This is a genomic window from Massilia oculi (assembly GCF_003143515.1).
GTDB classification, from domain to species: domain Bacteria; phylum Pseudomonadota; class Gammaproteobacteria; order Burkholderiales; family Burkholderiaceae_D; genus Telluria; species Telluria oculi.
Map to the genome: position 1 here is coordinate 3,391,373 of NZ_CP029343.1, position 15,919 is coordinate 3,407,291.

The 15,919-nt window shown below is 67.1% G+C and carries 16 protein-coding genes; 9 read left to right on the top strand and 7 right to left on the bottom strand.

Annotation, left to right across the window (positions count from 1 at the left end; genetic code table 11):
- The first annotated feature begins 2 nt into the window (after nt 1–2).
- The gene (gene feoB / locus DIR46_RS15490; RefSeq protein ID WP_109346018.1) at nt 3–1,883 is read left to right on the top strand and encodes a ferrous iron transporter B; all 1,881 of its coding nucleotides are present in this window, start codon (nt 3–5) and stop codon (nt 1,881–1,883) included.
- Between the two features lie 3 nt (nt 1,884–1,886).
- Entirely contained in the window at nt 1,887–2,138 is a 252-nt protein-coding gene (locus DIR46_RS15495) for a DUF6587 family protein (RefSeq protein WP_109346019.1), read from the top strand.
- 18 nt (nt 2,139–2,156) lie between these two features.
- On the opposite strand, the gene DIR46_RS15500 is transcribed toward DIR46_RS15495, so the two are convergent.
- The gene (locus DIR46_RS15500) at nt 2,157–3,032 is read right to left on the bottom strand and encodes a DUF72 domain-containing protein (RefSeq protein WP_109346020.1); all 876 of its coding nucleotides are present in this window, start codon (nt 3,030–3,032) and stop codon (nt 2,157–2,159) included.
- Between the two features lie 134 nt (nt 3,033–3,166).
- Between DIR46_RS15500 and DIR46_RS15505 the strand changes: the two genes are divergently transcribed.
- Genes DIR46_RS15505 through DIR46_RS15515 form a run of 3 tightly spaced genes read left to right on the top strand, consistent with a single transcriptional unit; the run spans nt 3,167 to nt 5,044 of the window.
- Nucleotides 3,167–3,841, top strand: a complete 675-nt coding sequence (locus tag DIR46_RS15505) for a glutathione S-transferase (RefSeq protein ID WP_109346021.1) — start codon at nt 3,167–3,169, stop codon at nt 3,839–3,841.
- A gap of 15 nt (nt 3,842–3,856) precedes the next feature.
- Nucleotides 3,857–4,633 carry a 5'-3' exonuclease gene (locus DIR46_RS15510; protein WP_109346022.1) on the top strand — a complete coding sequence of 259 codons (777 nt, stop codon included), beginning with the start codon at nt 3,857–3,859 and terminating at the stop codon, nt 4,631–4,633.
- Nucleotides 4,634–4,648: 15 nt separating this feature from the next.
- Nucleotides 4,649–5,044 carry a response regulator gene (locus tag DIR46_RS15515; RefSeq protein ID WP_109346023.1) on the top strand — a complete coding sequence of 132 codons (396 nt, stop codon included), beginning with the start codon at nt 4,649–4,651 and terminating at the stop codon, nt 5,042–5,044.
- Nucleotides 5,045–5,050: 6 nt separating this feature from the next.
- On the opposite strand, the gene DIR46_RS15520 is transcribed toward DIR46_RS15515, so the two are convergent.
- Nucleotides 5,051–5,779, bottom strand: a complete 729-nt coding sequence (locus DIR46_RS15520) for a GAF domain-containing protein (RefSeq protein WP_109346024.1) — start codon at nt 5,777–5,779, stop codon at nt 5,051–5,053.
- A gap of 169 nt (nt 5,780–5,948) precedes the next feature.
- Here DIR46_RS15520 and DIR46_RS15525 point away from each other — a divergent pair, with 169 nt between their 5' ends.
- Nucleotides 5,949–7,727: a sensor domain-containing phosphodiesterase gene (locus tag DIR46_RS15525; protein WP_109346025.1), complete on the top strand. Its 1,779-nt coding sequence runs from the start codon at nt 5,949–5,951 to the stop codon at nt 7,725–7,727.
- 10 nt (nt 7,728–7,737) lie between these two features.
- Here the strand turns inward: DIR46_RS15525 and mnmA are convergent, their stop codons facing one another.
- Complete coding sequence (gene mnmA, locus DIR46_RS15530) at nt 7,738–8,850, bottom strand: tRNA 2-thiouridine(34) synthase MnmA (protein WP_109346026.1); 1,113 nt, start codon at nt 8,848–8,850, stop codon at nt 7,738–7,740.
- Nucleotides 8,851–8,868: 18 nt separating this feature from the next.
- On the bottom strand, nt 8,869–9,351 hold the full coding sequence (locus DIR46_RS15535; protein WP_109346027.1) for an NUDIX hydrolase: 483 nt from the start codon (nt 9,349–9,351) through the stop codon (nt 8,869–8,871).
- Between the two features lie 241 nt (nt 9,352–9,592).
- On the opposite strand from DIR46_RS15535, the gene DIR46_RS15540 reads away from it, so the two are divergent.
- From DIR46_RS15540 to DIR46_RS15550, 3 genes are read left to right on the top strand one after another with little or no spacing between them, the layout of a single operon-like run.
- Entirely contained in the window at nt 9,593–10,705 is a 1,113-nt protein-coding gene (locus DIR46_RS15540) for a Re/Si-specific NAD(P)(+) transhydrogenase subunit alpha (RefSeq protein ID WP_109346028.1), read from the top strand.
- Between the two features lie 40 nt (nt 10,706–10,745).
- On the top strand, nt 10,746–11,084 hold the full coding sequence (locus DIR46_RS15545; RefSeq protein WP_109346029.1) for an NAD(P) transhydrogenase subunit alpha part 2: 339 nt from the start codon (nt 10,746–10,748) through the stop codon (nt 11,082–11,084).
- Nucleotides 11,081–12,538: an NAD(P)(+) transhydrogenase (Re/Si-specific) subunit beta gene (locus DIR46_RS15550; RefSeq protein WP_109346030.1), complete on the top strand. Its 1,458-nt coding sequence runs from the start codon at nt 11,081–11,083 to the stop codon at nt 12,536–12,538. The genes DIR46_RS15545 and DIR46_RS15550 overlap by 4 nt, the downstream gene beginning before the upstream one ends.
- A 153-nt stretch (nt 12,539–12,691) precedes the next feature.
- Here the strand turns inward: DIR46_RS15550 and DIR46_RS15555 are convergent, their stop codons facing one another.
- The 3 genes from DIR46_RS15555 to murU are packed head-to-tail and all read right to left on the bottom strand — an operon-like array spanning nt 12,692 to nt 15,916.
- Nucleotides 12,692–13,840, bottom strand: a complete 1,149-nt coding sequence (locus DIR46_RS15555; protein ID WP_109346031.1) for an FAD-dependent monooxygenase — start codon at nt 13,838–13,840, stop codon at nt 12,692–12,694.
- A 13-nt stretch (nt 13,841–13,853) separates the two neighbouring features.
- Nucleotides 13,854–15,197: a Xaa-Pro aminopeptidase gene (pepP, locus tag DIR46_RS15560; RefSeq protein WP_109346032.1), complete on the bottom strand. Its 1,344-nt coding sequence runs from the start codon at nt 15,195–15,197 to the stop codon at nt 13,854–13,856.
- Entirely contained in the window at nt 15,194–15,916 is a 723-nt protein-coding gene (gene murU / locus DIR46_RS15565) for an N-acetylmuramate alpha-1-phosphate uridylyltransferase MurU (RefSeq protein ID WP_109346033.1), read from the bottom strand. The genes pepP and murU overlap by 4 nt, the downstream gene beginning before the upstream one ends.
- Nucleotides 15,917–15,919 lie beyond the last annotated feature (3 nt).

A 15,919-nucleotide genomic window follows, 5' to 3' on the forward strand; every position in this document is an offset into this window, starting at 1 on the left:
GCATGGGAGTCATGGAACAACAGGTGGCTGCTCGTACTCCACTGGTCGCACTGCTCGGCAACCCCAACTGCGGCAAGACCGCGCTCTTCAACCGTCTCACCGGCTCGCGCCAGAAGGTCGCGAACTATGCCGGCGTCACCATCGAGCGCAAGGAGGGCAGCTTCAAGTCGCCGGCCGGCCGCGCGTTCCGCGTGCTCGACCTGCCGGGCGCCTACAGCCTGAACGCACAGACGCCGGACGAAGGCATCACGCGTGACGTGGTGGCCGGCCTGCGCGCCGGCGAGCAGGCGCCGGACGTCGTGCTGTGCGTGGTCAACGCGACCAATCTGCGCCTGAACCTGCGCCTGGTGTTGGAGCTCAAGCGCCTCGGCCTGCCGATGGTGCTGGCCCTGAACATGGTCGACGTCGCGAAGAAGCGCGGCATCGAGATCGATACCGCCAGGCTGTCGCAGGAACTGGGCATGCCGGTGGTGGAAACCGTGGCCATCCAGTCGGGCGGCGAGCAGGCCTTGCTGGCCGAGCTGGATCGCATGGCCTTCGATGCCCCGGTCAAGGCCAATCCGCTGTCGGCGATCGACGCCGTGCCGGTCGAGGAGACCCAGCGTGAGGTGCGCCGCATCCTGGCCGCCGCCGTCTCCACCGCGAAGGACACCGGCAACCTGACCGAGAAGATCGACAACGTCGTGATGCATCCGGTCGCGGGCCCGGTCATCCTGGCCGCGCTGATGTTCCTGATCTTCCAGGCCGTGTTCAGCTGGGCCGGCACGCCGATGGACCTGATCGAAGCCGGCGTCGGCGCGCTGGGCGAAGCCGTCGGCGGCCTGCTCGGCGAAGGCATCCTGCACAGCCTGATCGTGGACGGCATCATCGCCGGCGTCGGCAGCGTGCTGGTATTCCTGCCGCAGATCCTGATCCTGTTCTTCTTCATCCTGCTGCTCGAAGACGTGGGCTACCTGCCGCGCGCGGCCTTCCTGCTGGACCGCATCATGGGCAGCGTCGGCCTGTCGGGCCGCGCCTTCCTGCCGCTGCTGTCCTCGTTCGCCTGCGCGATCCCCGGCGTGATGGCCGCGCGCACGATCCAGAATCCGCGCGACCGCCTGGTGACGATCATGATCGCGCCCCTGATGACGTGCTCGGCGCGCCTGCCGGTGTATGCGCTCCTGATCGCGGCCTTCATCCCCGACCAGACCGTGGCCGGCATCCTCAACCTGCAAGGGCTGGTGCTGTTCATCCTGTACATGGCCGGCATCCTGTCGGCGATGGCGGTGGCCTGGTTCATGAAGCGCCGCAGCACCTACAAGCAGCACGCGCTGATGCTCGAACTGCCGGCCTACCACTGGCCACAGCTGAGCGCCCTGGCCTCGGGCCTGTGGGAACGCACCAAGATCTTCCTGATGCGGGTCGGCACCCTGATCCTGACCATGATGGTCCTGCTCTGGCTGCTGTCGAGCTTCCCGGGCGCGCCGGAAGGCGCGACCGAGCCGCCGATCTACTACAGCGTGGCCGGCATGATCGGCCGCGCGCTGGAAGTGATCCTGGCGCCGATCGGCTTCAACTGGCAGATCGCGATCGCGCTGGTGCCGGGCATGGCCGCGCGCGAAGTGGCGGTCGGCGCGCTGGGCACCGTGTACGCGCTGTCGGGCGGCGACGAAGTCGGCGACACCCTGGCGCCGCTGATCGCGCAGTCGTGGTCGCTGGCCACGGGTCTCGCGCTGCTGGCCTGGTACGTCTATGCGCCGCACTGCCTGCCGACCCTGGCCACCGTGGCCCGCGAAACCGGCAGCCGCAAGTACGCCTGGATCATGGCTGGCTATATGTTCGGCCTGGCCTACGTGGCGGCCTTCATCGTCTACCGCGTCACCCTCGCCATCACTGGAGCCTGAATCATGCAGGAACTGCTTGTTGCCGTCATCGTGCTTGCCTCGGCGCTGTACCTGGGCGCCAAATACATGTCGCCCGGCCTGCGTGCGCGCCTGGTCATGCACCTGACCAGGGGCGGCCGCAAGTCCGTCCTGGCGCGCTGGCTGGACAAGTCGGGCGGCGGCGGTTGCGGCGGCGGCAGTTGCGGCAGCGGCTGCGCGCCCAAGCAGCCCGACCCGCCGGGCAAGCACCGCGTGATCAAGCTGCACCAGCGCTGAGGACCGGCGCGACGCGGTTCAATCCTGCAGCGCCGCGATCAGGCGCTGCGCGTCGAACGGCGCATGCACCTTGACGTCGTTGTCGAAGTAGCAGTAGACGTCGCGCCTGGCGCGCCTGCGCGGCGCCTTGCTCGCTACCAGGCACGCATCTTCGGGCTGTCCCCCATCGCGCCAGGCGCGAATCTTCCTTGCCCAGTTTTCGATGGCCTCGTCGTCATAGCCGCTCGCATACAGTTCCTTGTCGCCATGCAGGCGCAGGTACATGAAGTCGGCCGTCACGTCCTCGATCTGCGGCCATTTTCCGGCCGTGTCGGCCACCACCAGCGCCACCTTGTACTTGCGCAGCAGGGCGATGAAGGCGGGGTCAATGAAGCTTTCGTGGCGGATCTCGACCGCATGCCGCAGCGGCCGCTTCTTGGTCCCGGGATCGAGCGTCACCCTGCCTTTCATGCGTTGTTCGTGACCCTTCGCCTGTTCGGCGGCGGCTTGGGTATCATGCGGCAGCAGCGAGAGAAAGGTTTCGAAGCGTTCCGGATCGAAGGAAAAATTGGGCGGGAACTGCCACAGCATGGGGCCCAGCTTCTCGCGCAGCGCCAGCACGCCCGAGGCCAGCACATTGGCCAGCGGCTTCTCGACGTCGCGCAGGCGCAGCATGTGGGTGATGAAGCGGTTGCCCTTGACCGCGAACACGAAGCCGGGCGGCGTGGCCTCGTACCAGGCGGCATAGCTTTCCGGCCGCTGCAGCGCGTAGAACGAGCCGTTGATCTCGATGCTGGACAGCTGGCCGGACGCGTATTCGAGCTCGCGGCGCTGGGCCAGGCCGGGCGGATAGAACGCGCCGCGCCACGGCGCATAGCGCCACCCCGAGATGCCGATACAGGTCTTTCCGCTCATGCCTGCCACGATACATGGGGCGCGTGCACGCGGTCGTGCGCTGGCGCACCCAGCCGGCGCCAATGGCGGCGGCGCCCTTTTGGCAAAGGCGCAACAGTGCTAAGCTAACGACCATTATTACTATCGAAGCCGCCATGATCGTCGTCCACCACCTGAACAATTCGCGCTCGCAGCGCATCCTGTGGCTGCTGGAAGAGCTGGGCCTGGAATACGAGATCAAGCGCTACCAGCGCGATCCCAAGACCATGCTGGCGCCGCCCGAGCTGAAGGCCGTGCACCCGCTGGGCAAGTCGCCCGTCATCAGCGACGGCGACCTGGTGGTGGCCGAATCCGGCGCCATCGTCGAATACCTGGTCGAGCAGTACGGCCAGGGACGCCTGAAACCGGCGGCCGGCACTCCGGCGCGCCTGCGCTACAGCCACTTCCTGCACTATGCCGAAGGGTCGGCGATGCCGCCGCTGCTGCTCAAGCTGGTGTTCGACAAGGTCGAGAACAGCCCGATGCCGTTCTTCGTCAAGCCGATCGCGCGCGGCATCGCGCAAAAGGTCAAGGGCAGCTTCGTGCTGCCGCAGATCGCGCTGCACCTGGGCTACCTGGAAGCGGAACTGGGCAAGCATCCCTGGTTCACCGGCGAAGAATTCACGGCGGCCGACATCCAGCTCAGCTTCCCGCTCGAGGCGGCCGCCTCGCGCGGCGGGCTCGATGGCAAGTACCCGAACCTGCTTGATTTCCTGAAGCGCATCCATGCGCGCCCGGCTTACGGGCGCGCGCTCGAACGTGGCGGCAAATACGAGATCGGCAAAGCGTAAGAGGATCCATCAAGCATGGCCAAGCTGCTCGCCATCGACGGCCTGAACATCGTACGCCGGGTGTACGAGGCCAGTCCTGAGCCGGATTCCGACCTGAAGGCCAGCATCGCGCTGCGCCACGCCTTCTCGTCGTTTCGCAACGTGCTCGAGACGCATGCGCCGACCCATGTGCTGGCGGCCTTCGACCACGGCGGCGAGAACTGGCGCCACGCCCTGTATCCGCGCTACCGCGAGGGCAGGGCGGCGATGCCGCTCGAGCTGCGCGCGGCCCTGCCCGAATTCCACGAGCGCCTGCGCGCGGCGGGCCTGCACGTGGTGTCGATTCCCGAGGTCGAGGCCGACGACGTGATCGCCACCGGCGTGATGCGCTGGCTGTCGGAAGGGCGGGGGGAGGCCATCGTCGCCACCACCGACAAGGACTTGCATCCGCTGATCGCGCATGGCGCGCTGGTGTGGGACCATTTCAAGAACGAATGGCATGACGACGCCTGGGTGCGCCAGCGCTTCGGCGTCGCGCCCGAGCGGCTGCACGACCTGCTGGCGCTGATGGGCGATCCGACCGACGGCGTGCCGGGCGTGTCCAAGGTCGGCATGAAGACGGCCGCGCGCCTGCTCAATGCCTACGGCAGCCTCGACGCCGTCATCGCCGGCGCCGGCATCCTCAAGACGCCGCTGGGCGAAAGGCTGCGCGCCGAGCGTGAGATACTCGAGATCTCGCGTTGCCTGGTGTCGCTCAAGCTCGACGTGCGCCTGGGCGTGACCTGGAATATGCTTGCCTATGACTCTCACTAAACGGAAAGCGACGCAATGCTGAAGGCGGTAATCGTGGATGGAAACGCGGTCTCGCGGTCGATGCTGGGCACCGTGCTGGCCGATGGCAGTTACGAGGTGGTGGGGGCGACCCACACCAGCGCGCTCGGCTACGGCCTGGCGATCAAGCACCGCCCGCACGTGCTCTGCATCGCACGCGAGCAGGTCGAGGACGGCAACAACGTGGTCGAACAGCTGCGCGCCGAGTTGCCCAAGACCCTGATCTTCCTGGTCTCGGGGACGCTCGATGCGCAAGCCGTGCAGTCGGCCGTGGCGCGCGGCGTGCACGGCTTCATCGTCAAGCCGTTCAAGGCCGACACCGTGCTCAAGACCATCCGCAATACCGTGATCGCCTTCGTCAAGAAACAGCAGGCGGCCCCCAAGCCGGAGTGAATGCCGCTAGCCGCGGCGCCTGACTTCGTCGGACGCGATGGCGGCCAGTTCGCGCAGCGCGCGCAGTTCGCGCTCGCGCAGGCGCCGCGGCTCGCGGTCGAGCACGCACAGCGAACCGAGCGCCAGCCCGTTGGCGTCCCGCACCGGATAGCCCGCATAGAAACGGATGTGCGGCGCGCCCGTCACCAGGGGATTGGCAACGAAGCGCGGGTCGGCGCCGGCATCTTCCACCACGAACGCCCCGTCCTGCATGATCGTGTGGCTGCAGAAGGCCACCTCGCGCGGGGTCTCGCGCTGCTCGATGCCGATGCGCGACTTGAACCACTGGCGCTGCCCGGACAGGAGCGTGAGCAGGGCCATCGGGCATTCGGTCACGTGGCTGGCCAGCCAGGTCACGCGGTCGAACGCTGCTTCCTCGGGCGATGCCATCAGCTGCGACGCGGCCAGCGCCGCCAGGCGCTGCGCCTCGTTGGGCGCCACCGGATAGGCGGGGGATGGCGTCGGGAGGAACTCGCCGCCGAGCGGCGCGGCCAGCGAAGCGGGCAGGCCGGCGTCGCGCTGGCGCATCAGCTGGGTCACGGCGCTCAGGCGCACGCGGCGATGACCACCGGGAGTCTTCCAGGTCGGCAGCGCGCCGCCTTCCATCCAGACTTGGGCGGTGCTCACCGCCACGCCCAGCAGGCGCGCCGCTTCGCGCGTGGTCAGGATCGGATCGTCGTCGGCTCTGGTTGTCATGGTATGGCGTATTGCTGCAATACACCGATTTTACATGAAGCAACAAAAAATGACGAATATGACGATAAAATTGGCAATAATTGTTGACTGAAAGAATTTTTGTTGTAACAATGAATGAAAATCCGTCAATTTCGTCATTTCCGGCGCGTGTGCGCCAGCCAGGCCGACCATGAACTCACCGATCAAACCAGCACTACTGGCCCCGTCCAGCCACGAAGCGGCGCGTCTGGACGCGCTGTATCGCCTGGAGTTGCTGGATACGCCGCCGAGCGAGGCGTTCGACCGCATCACGCGAATGGCTGCCCAACTGTTCGGTCTGCCGATCGCGGCGGTGTCGCTGACCGACAGCGACCGCCAGTGGTTCAAGTCGAAGGTCGGCGTCGAGCATGATTCGATCCCCCGACTGCGCGCGCCGTGCGCGGAGGTTGCCGACACCGCAGGCGTGCTGATCGTACCTGATCTGCTGGACAACGCCTGCTTTCGCGACAGCAAGCTGGCAGCGGACGGCATCCGGTTCTATGCCGGCGCGCCGCTCATGACCAGCGACGGTTTTGCGCTGGGCGCGATGTGCGTGCTGGGCACCGCTCCGCGCCAGGTGACGGCGGCCGAGAGCCAGGCGCTGCAGGACCTGGCGGCGATGGTGATGGCGCAGATCGAGCTGCAGCATGCGCTGGGCCGGATCGATCCGACCAGCGGCCTGCCCAACCGTAACCAGTTCATCAGCGACTTCACCGACCTCGAGCTGGCCGGGCCGACGGGAGACATGCGCCTGGCGGCTCTGGTCAGCCTGGCCAGCCCGCAGCAGCTCAGCGACGCCCAGCGCGTGATGGGCTCCGGCTACCTCGACGAGCTGATGCGCGATACGGTTCCGCAGCTGCGCCTGGGCGGCGCCGGCAAGATCTACCACGTGGCCAGTACCCAGTTCGCTTTCTTCGCGCCGCCCGGCGTCTCGCTCGAGACCTTTCGCGCCCAGCTGCAGTCCTGGCTCGACGCCCGCTCCGGTTGTGGCCCGGCGCGCTTCATCACCACCACTACCATCGGCATCGCACCGTTCACGGTCGGCCAGACCGAAGGACTGGACCTGTTGCGCAATATGCACAGCGCCGCCCACGACGGCCTGGCCGCCGAACGCTGCGTGCGCGTGTTCTCGTCCGAGCACGACGCCATCCTGCAGCGCCGTTTCTGGCTGGTGAGCGCCTTCAACGCCGCGCTCGAAAGCCGCAGCCAGCTGCACCTGGTATACCAGCCCAAGGTCGGCCTGGGCGACGGCGCCTGCGTCGGCGTCGAGGCGCTGCTGCGCTGGACCCATCCGGAGGAGGGCGTGATCTCGCCGGGCGAATTCATCCCCGTGATCGAGGGCACCTCGCTGGCGCGCGCCACCACCGAATGGGTGCTGGCGGCCGCGATGCGCCAGATGGCCGCCTGGCGCCAAGATGGCGTGGCGTTGCAGGTGGCGGTGAACGTGTCGGCGGTGAACCTGGAGGAGCCGGATTTCTGCGAGCGCGTATTGAAGCTCCTGGTGCGCCACGGCCTGCCGGCGTCAAACCTGGCGCTCGAACTCACCGAGAGCGCACTGATGCGCAATCCGAAGGTGGCGCAGGCCACGCTGGAGCGCCTGGCGCGCGCCGGCGTGCAGCTGGCGATCGACGATTTCGGCACCGGCTACAGCAGCCTGTCCTATCTGCAAAGCCTGCCTGCGAACGTGGTCAAGATCGACCAGAGCTTCATGCGAAACCTGGCGCATGACGAGCGCAGGCGCGCGCTCGTGGGGGCGATGATCAAGCTGTCGCACGACCTGGGCCACAAGGTGGTGGCCGAAGGCGTGGAGACGGCGGAAGTGGAAGATTTCCTGCGCGCGGCGGGCTGCGACGAGGTGCAGGGCTACCTGCACGCGCGTCCGCTGGCCCCGGACGCGCTGGCCGGATGGCTGGCCGGACGGGCTGGCTGAGACGCGCGGGTCAGGCCGGACCCGAGCGGGCGTCGATGATGCCGCCGCCCAGGCAGACGTCGCCGTCGTACAGCACGGCCGACTGGCCGGGCGTGACCGCCCATTGCGGGTCGGTGAAGTCGAGGGCGAAGCGGCCGTCGCTTGCAGCCTGCACCCTGCATGCCACGTCGGCCTGGCGATAGCGGGTCTTGGCCGACAGCGCGCGCGGATCGGGGGCTTCGCCCGCGATCCAGCTGGCCTGGCCGGCTTCCAGGCGGTTCGACAGCAGCCATGGGTGGTCATGGCCCTGCACGATGTACAGGGTATTGGCCTCGATGTCCTTGCGCGCCACGAACCATGGCTCGCTGGTGCCGTCCGCGTTCTTGCGCGATTTGAGGCCGCCGATGCCGATGCCCTTGCGCTGTCCCAGCGTGTAGAACGACAGGCCGACGTGCTCGCCGACCTTGCTGCCGTCGTCGAGCCTGATCGGGCCCGGCTTGTAGGACAGGTAGCGGTTCAGGAAGTCGCGGAACGGGCGCTCGCCGATGAAGCAGATGCCGGTCGAATCCTTCTTGGCGGCGTTCGGGAGCTTGAGCTTTTCGGCGATCTTGCGCACCTCGGTCTTCGGGATCTCGCCCAGCGGGAACAGCGACTTCGAGAGCTGCGCCTGGTTCAGGCGGTGCAGGAAGTAACTCTGGTCCTTGGTGGCATCGAAGGCCTTGAGCAGCTCGAACCTGCCGCTGCCCGTGTTCTGGCGCACGCGCGCATAGTGGCCGGTCGCGATCAGGTCGGCGCCCAGCTTCATCGCATGGTCGAGGAAGGCCTTGAACTTGATCTCGGCGTTGCACAGCACGTCCGGGTTGGGCGTGCGGCCGGCCTGGTATTCGCGCAGGAACTCGGCGAACACGCGGTCCTTGTATTCGGAGGCGAAGTTGACCGCCTCGATGTCGACCCCGACCACGTCGGCCACGCTGGCCGCGTCGATCCAGTCCTGGCGCGTCGAGCAGTATTCGGAGTCATCGTCGTCTTCCCAGTTCTTCATGAACAGGCCGACCACGTCGTAGCCTTGTTCCTTCAGCATCCACGCCGCGACCGAGGAGTCGACCCCGCCCGACATCCCGATCACGACTTTTTTCTTGCTCATGTTACGTCCGTATTGAATTCAGATCCCGCCCTCGAACACCGAGGGATGGGTGTGCAGCAGGGACAGCGGCGTGCTCTGGCCCGCCAGGTAGTCGTCCACGCACTTGAGCACGATCGGGCTGCGGTGGCGGTCGGCGGTGGCGGCGATCTCGTCGCGCGTCATCCACAGGGTGCGCAGGATGCCTTCGTCGAGCGGCTGGTCGAACTTGCGGCCGACGGCCCCGGCGAAGGTGAAGCGCAGGTAGGTGACGTCGGCATTGCGCGACTTCGAGTGGTAGCGCGACATGTACATTCCCACCAGCGTGCGCGGTATGAACTCGTGGGCGGTTTCCTCGAGCGCTTCGCGCACGACCGCCTGTTCCAGCGATTCGTGCGGGTCGAGATGGCCGGCGGGCTGGTTCAGCTTGACGCCCTCGCTCGTCTCTTCCTCGATCAGCAGGAAACGGCCTTCGTGCTCGATGATCGCAGCCACGGTAACCGATGGTTTGAAGATGTCGCTCATGCCTGTCCTTGAAAATGAGCCGGTATTCTACCTCGGTCGAGGGGTGCTTTGCTCAGCCTTGCCCAGCCTGCGGTGCTTGCCTGTCGTTAATTCGGCTTGATCTGTCGCAAAAATGCCGGTAAATCGCCCAAGCGGCATGAGTTTTGTCATAAGCATTGCAAATTCATTAAAAGAAGGTATATTGGAACACTTGCCGTAAAGACAGGTTGTGCACTCGAGTATTCCAACGTACGGAGGTGTCATGAGGATAGGCATACCGGCCGAGACAAGGCCGGGCGAGACGCGTGTTGCAGCAACTCCCGAAACCGTCAAGAAGCTGGCCGCCAGACACCAGGTCCTGGTGCAGTCCGGCGCCGGCCTGCATGCCGCGGCGCCCGACAGCGCCTATGAAGCGGCCGGCGCCAGCATCGTCGATGGCGCCGCCGCCTTCGGCGCCGACATCGTCCTCAAGGTACGCAGCCCGGACGCCGACGAACGCGGCCTGATGCGGCGCGAGGCGGTGCTGGTCGGGATGCTCGATCCCTTCGACGCTGACAATCTCGCCGCGCTGGCCGGGAGCGGTCTCACCGCCTTCGCGCTGGAAGCCGCGCCGCGCATCACGCGCGCGCAGTCGCTCGACGTGCTCTCTTCGCAGGCCAATATCGCCGGCTACAAGGCCATTCTTTTGGCCGCCAATACCTATGGGCGCTTCATGCCGATGCTGATGACGGCGGCCGGCACGGTCAAGGCGGCGCGCGTGCTGATCATGGGCGTGGGCGTGGCCGGGCTGCAGGCGATCGCCACCGCCAAGCGCCTGGGCGCCGTGATCGAGGCGTCCGACGTGCGTCCGCCGGTCAAGGAGCAGGTGGAGTCGCTGGGCGCCAAATTCATCGACGTGCCGTATCTCACCGACGAGGAACGCGAGATCGCCCAGGGCAGCGGCGGCTATGCGCGGCCGATGCCGGCCGACTGGATGCGGCGCCAGGGCGAATTGGTGCACGAGCGCGCGAAACTGGCCGACATCGTCGTCACCACCGCCCTGATCCCGGGCCGCAAGGCGCCCATCCTGATCGGCGAAGAAACGGTGCGCGCCATGAAGCCGGGTTCCGTGATCGTCGACATGGCGATCGCCCAGGGCGGCAACTGCCCGCTGACCGAGCTGGGAAGGACAGTGGTCAAGCATGGGGTGCACATCATCGGCGAACCGAACCTGGCGGCGCTGGTCGCGGCCGATGCGTCGGCCCTGTATGCGCGCAACGTGCTGGACTTCCTCAAGCTCGTGATCGACAAGGACGACCGCTTCTTCATCGACCGCGAGGACGAGATCGTGACCGCGACGCTGGTGTGCGCGAACGGGGAAGTGCTGCGTAAATAGATCGTTTCAGGCAGGACCAGAACAGGACAGGAGACAAGGCATGGACATCAGCCACACCATCATCAACCTGATCATCTTCGTGCTGGCGATCTACGTCGGCTACCACGTGGTCTGGACCGTCACCCCCGCGCTGCACACGCCCCTGATGGCGGTTACCAACGCCATCTCGGCGATCGTGATCGTCGGCGCCATGCTGGCCGCCGGCCTGACCGAGGGCATGGCCGGGCGCGTGGCGGGCACGGTCGCGGTGGCGCTGGCGGCGGTGAACGTGTTCGGCGGCTTCCTGGTCACCCAGCGCATGCTGGAGATGTTCAAGAAGAAGGAGCCGAAGGCCGCGAAGACGGCGGTCGAAGCGAAGATCGAGGAGAAGCAGGCATGAACGCCATCAGCATGAACCTCGTCACCCTGTTCTACCTGGTCGCCTCGGTCTGCTTCATCCAGGCGCTCAAGGGCCTGTCCTCGCCCTCGACCGCGCGCATCGGCAACGCCTTCGGCATGGCAGGCATGGCGATCGCCGTGGTGACCACGGTGGCGCTGATGCTCAAGCTGCAGGACAGCCTGGGGCAGGGAGGCGGCTCGGGCTTCGCCCTGGTGCTGCTGGGCGTGGTGGTCGGCGGGGCGATCGGGGCCTACGCCGCGAAGAAGGTCGAGATGACCAAGATGCCCGAGCTGGTGGCGGCCATGCACTCGCTGATCGGCCTGGCGGCGGTGTGCATCGCGATCGCCGCCGTGTCCGAACCCTGGGCCTTCAATATCGCCACCCGCGAGATGCCGCTCCCCTTCGGCAACCGGCTGGAGCTGTTCATCGGCACCTTCGTCGGCGCGGTGACCTTCTCGGGTTCGGTGATCGCCTTCGGCAAGCTGTCGGGCAAATACAAGTTTCGCCTGTTCCAGGGGGCGCCGGTGCGCTTCGGGGGGCAGCACATCCTGAACCTGGTGCTGGCGATCGCGATCGTCGTGCTGGGCCTGATGTTCTGCTTCGCCGACGGCGTGGCGCCGGCCTGGACGCCCTTCATCGTGATGGCGGCGCTGGCCTTCGTGCTCGGTGTGTTGATCATCATCCCGATCGGCGGGGCCGACATGCCGGTGGTGGTGTCGATGCTGAACTCCTACTCCGGCTGGGCGGCGGCCGGCATCGGCTTCTCGCTGAACAACTCGATGCTGATCATCGCCGGCTCGCTGGTCGGATCGAGCGGCGCGATCCTCTCGTACATCATGTGCAAGGCGATGAACCGCTCCTTCTTCAACGTGATCCTGGGCGGCTTCGGCGGAGAAGCCGCCGCCGACGACGGCGGCGCCAAGGAGCAGCGCCCGGTGAAATCGGGTTCCGCCGAAGATGCCGCCTTCATCCTGCAGAACGCCGAGTCGGTGATCATCGTCCCCGGCTACGGCCTGGCGGTGGCGCGCGCCCAGCACACGGTGAAGGAGCTGGTCGACAAGCTGACGGAACACGGCGTGACGGTGCGCTACGCGATCCACCCGGTGGCCGGCCGCATGCCGGGCCACATGAACGTGCTGCTGGCCGAAGCCGAAGTTCCCTACGACCAGGTGGCCGAGATGGAAGACATCAACGGCGATTTCGGCCAGACCGACGTGGTCCTGGTCCTGGGCGCCAACGACGTGGTGAACCCGGCCGCGAAGGACCCCAAATCCCCGATCGCCGGCATGCCGATCCTGGAGGCCTACCGCGCCAAAAGCATCATCGTCAACAAACGCTCGATGGCCTCCGGCTACGCCGGCCTGGACAACGACCTGTTCTACCAGCCCAACACGATGATGGTCTTCGGCGACGCCAAGAAAGTCATCGAATCGATGGTCAAAGCCGTCGAATAATCAATAGCCCGACAATTAGGGTCAGAGTTGATTTATTGGCCAATTGCCACCCAGATAGTTAGGGTCGGAGTCGAATTAAGTGACAACATCGAGCTGAGAAATTGCTCAATAATTCTACTCTGACCCTAATTATTGGGTTGGCGCCTGCGGTGGTTAGCGGCGGCCGAACATCATCAGGTCGGCGAGGAGCGTGCGGGCGGGCTTGGCCAGGTCGAGGGCGGCCAGGCCCAGGCCCAGCAGGGGTTGTAGCGGCTTGCTGGCGGTGAAGGCGCGGGCCATGGTGTCGGTCAGGCCGATCGTCAGCTTCCGGTCTTGCGCGCGCTCTTCCAGGAAGCGGCCGATCGCGGCCGACGTGGCGCCACGCGCCAGCTGGCGCGCCAGGACGGCGGCGTCGCGCAGGCCCAGGTTCAGGCCCTGGCCGGCCACCGGGTGCAGCGTCTGCGCGGCATTGCCGATGGCGACCGTGCGCGCCGTCGCGCGCGCTTCGGCGTTCAGCCCGAGGGGGAAGGCGACGCGGGGGGAGACTTTCGTGAACGTTCCCAGGCGGGCGCCGAAAGCCTCGCCAAGTTGTTGCAGGAATAGGGTGTCGTCCAGGTCGAGGATCGTGCCGGCGCGTTCGGGACGCACGCACCACACCAGCGCATACTGGTGGCCATCGGGACCGTCTTCCGGCAGCAGGGCCAGCGGGCCTTCGTCGGTGAAGCGCTCGAAGGCGCGGTGCGCGATCGGCGCGTCGCTCGTCACGCGCGCGATCACGGCGGTCTGTTCGTAGTCGCGGCTCCTGGCGCGACCCTCTTGCTGGCCGAAGATGCCGCCTTCGGCCTGCACCGCCACCTGCGCGCGCACCGTACGGCCGTCGTCCAGCGCGAGTAGCGCACCATCAGGGGTTTCGTCCAGCGACTGCACGCGCGCCGGGCGCAGCACGGCGACGCCGGCCGCATCGCAGCGGCGCGCCAGGGCGTCGACCACGGCGCCGTAGCGCGTGACGTAGCCCAGCGCGTCGACGTCGTGGTCGCGGCGGTCCATCAGGCTGCGGCCCAGCTGGCCGCGGCGCGAGACGTGGATCTGGTGGATCGCCGTGGCCGGCAGCGGCCAGGCCTCGAGCTCGTCCAGCAGCTGCACGCTGCCCCAGGACAGCGCGATCGAACGCGGGTCCGAGATCGCCTGGCCCAGCGACTTGCCGTCGATCAGGGCGATGCGCGCACCCGGCATCCCGCGCCGCGCCAGGAAGGCGGCCAGCGCCAGGCCCACCGGGCCGGCGCCGCAGATCGCCACGTCGAAGTCGAGGGTTTGTTCCGTCATCGTGTTTCCCGCATCAGTGCTTTCGCATCAAAGCTTCAATATCCGCCACGTCCTTCGGCGCGTCGGCGGTCAGGATGCGGCAGCCGGCGCCGGTCACGACCACGTCGTCCTCGATCCGGATGCCGATGTTCCAGAACCGTTCCGGCACGCCCTCGCCGGGCCGCACATAGATGCCCGGCTCCACCGTCAGCGCCATCCCCGCCTGCAGGGACCGGGACGGTTTGTCGGGGGAGGCGACGTCGCGGTAGGCGCCGACGTCGTGCACGTCCATGCCCAGCCAGTGGCCGGTGCCGTGCATGTAGAACTGCGCATAGGCGCGCGACGCGATCGCATCGTCGAGTGGGCCCGCCTTGTTCCGGTCCAGCAGGCCCAGGTCGAGCATGCCCTCGGTAAGCACGCGCACCGCCGCATCGTGGATGGCGCTGTACGGCCGGCCCGGATTGATGGCGGCGATGGCTGCCGACTGCGCCCGCAGCACCAGTTCATACAGGGTGCGCTGGGCATCGCTGAAGCGGCCATTGGCAGGATAAGTGCGCGTGATGTCGCTGGCGTAGCCGTCCAACTCGCAGCCGGCGTCGATCAGCACCAGGTCGCCGTCGCCGATGCGGCGGTTGTTGGCGTTGTAGTGCAGCACGCAGGACTGCGGGCCGGAAGCGACGATCGAGGGATAGGCCGGGAACTGGGCGCCGTTGCGGCGGAATTCGTGCAGCAGCTCGGCCTCAATCTCGTACTCGAACATGCCGGGCCGGGTGGCGCGCATCGCGCGCGCATGGGCCTGGGCCGAGATGGCGCCGGCGCGCGCCATCAGGGCGATCTCGTGCTCGTCCTTCAAGAGCCGCATCTCGTCCAGGATGGCCAGCAGGTGGTGCGTCGTCTGCGGCGCGGTGACGCCGGTGCGGCCGCGTGCGCGCACCGCCTTGAGCCAGTCGGCCACCCTGGCGTCGAGCGCCGCGCCGGAGCCGAGCGCGTAGTACAGCGCCGGCGCATCGGCCAGGACCTCGGCCATGCGCGCATCGAGTTCGTCGATCGGATACGCCTCGTCGAAGCCGAACGCGGCGCGCGCCGCCTCGGGGCCGAAGCGAAAACCCTCCCAGATCTCGCGCTCGACATTCTTCTCGCGGCAGAACAGGATCGCGCGCGCCGGCCGTTCCCCCTGGGCCGCGACCAGCGCCACGAAGCTCTCGGGTTCGGCGAACCCGCTCAGGTAATAGAAATGGCTGTCGTGGCGGTAGGGGTAGTCGCTGTCGCCGTTGCGCGGCACTTCGGGCGCGGTGCCCAGCACGGCGACAGCGCCCGGCTGCATCCGCCCCAGCAGATGCGCGCGCCGGGCGGCATGCGCGGCGCAATCCGGCATCATGAAGCCGTCTTGGCCGCCCGCAGCGGCGCGTTCAGCTCTTCCAGCTGGCCCACGGTGCCGACGTTGACCCACTGGCCCTGGTAGATTTCGCCGCCGACGCGGCCCTGTTCGATGAACTTGCGCATCAGCGGCCCGAACTTGAGGAACTCGCCGGCCTGGATCCCGTCGAACATCTCGGCGCGGTATACGCCGATGCCGGCGAAGTTCCACTTGGTGGCGCCGTCGTTCTTGAGCGTGTACAGGTCGAGCGCGAAGTCGCCATCCGGGTTGTGCCACGGGTTCGGCGTCAGCCACAGCCAGGCGATGTCGCGCTTGTCGACCGGGTAGGGAACGCCAACCGCATCGATATCCTTGAGCGCGTCGAGCGCCAGCGAGAAATCGAAGTAGGGCGCATAGATGTCGCCCGACACGGCCAGGAACGGTTCGTCGCCCAGCAGGTGCAGCGCGTTGGCGATGCCGCCCGCCGTCTCGAGCGGCGTCGGCTCGTGCGAATACACGATGCGCGCGCCGTAGCGGCTGCCGTCGCCCAGCTCTTCCTCGATCGTGTGGCCGAGGTGGGAGTGGTTGATCACGATATCGAGGATCCCGGCGCGCACCAGGTTCAGCACGTGCCAGGTGATCAGGGGCCGCCCGCGCACTTTCAACAAGGGCTTGGGGCAGCTGTCGGTCAGGGGCCGCATGCGCTCGCCGCGGCCGGCGGCGAAAATCATCGCTTTCATGCT

Coding starts and splice junctions, on each gene's coding strand:
- feoB (WP_109346018.1), top strand. CDS start 3: ATGGGAGTCATGGAACAACAGGTGGCTGCTCGTACTCCACTGGTCGCA.
- DIR46_RS15495 (WP_109346019.1), top strand. CDS start 1,887: ATGCAGGAACTGCTTGTTGCCGTCATCGTGCTTGCCTCGGCGCTGTAC.
- DIR46_RS15500 (WP_109346020.1), bottom strand. CDS start 3,032: ATGAGCGGAAAGACCTGTATCGGCATCTCGGGGTGGCGCTATGCGCCG.
- DIR46_RS15505 (WP_109346021.1), top strand. CDS start 3,167: ATGATCGTCGTCCACCACCTGAACAATTCGCGCTCGCAGCGCATCCTG.
- DIR46_RS15510 (WP_109346022.1), top strand. CDS start 3,857: ATGGCCAAGCTGCTCGCCATCGACGGCCTGAACATCGTACGCCGGGTG.
- DIR46_RS15515 (WP_109346023.1), top strand. CDS start 4,649: ATGCTGAAGGCGGTAATCGTGGATGGAAACGCGGTCTCGCGGTCGATG.
- DIR46_RS15520 (WP_109346024.1), bottom strand. CDS start 5,779: ATGACAACCAGAGCCGACGACGATCCGATCCTGACCACGCGCGAAGCG.
- DIR46_RS15525 (WP_109346025.1), top strand. CDS start 5,949: ATGAACTCACCGATCAAACCAGCACTACTGGCCCCGTCCAGCCACGAA.
- mnmA (WP_109346026.1), bottom strand. CDS start 8,850: ATGAGCAAGAAAAAAGTCGTGATCGGGATGTCGGGCGGGGTCGACTCC.
- DIR46_RS15535 (WP_109346027.1), bottom strand. CDS start 9,351: ATGAGCGACATCTTCAAACCATCGGTTACCGTGGCTGCGATCATCGAG.
- DIR46_RS15540 (WP_109346028.1), top strand. CDS start 9,593: ATGAGGATAGGCATACCGGCCGAGACAAGGCCGGGCGAGACGCGTGTT.
- DIR46_RS15545 (WP_109346029.1), top strand. CDS start 10,746: ATGGACATCAGCCACACCATCATCAACCTGATCATCTTCGTGCTGGCG.
- DIR46_RS15550 (WP_109346030.1), top strand. CDS start 11,081: ATGAACGCCATCAGCATGAACCTCGTCACCCTGTTCTACCTGGTCGCC.
- DIR46_RS15555 (WP_109346031.1), bottom strand. CDS start 13,840: ATGACGGAACAAACCCTCGACTTCGACGTGGCGATCTGCGGCGCCGGC.
- pepP (WP_109346032.1), bottom strand. CDS start 15,197: ATGATGCCGGATTGCGCCGCGCATGCCGCCCGGCGCGCGCATCTGCTG.
- murU (WP_109346033.1), bottom strand. CDS start 15,916: ATGAAAGCGATGATTTTCGCCGCCGGCCGCGGCGAGCGCATGCGGCCC.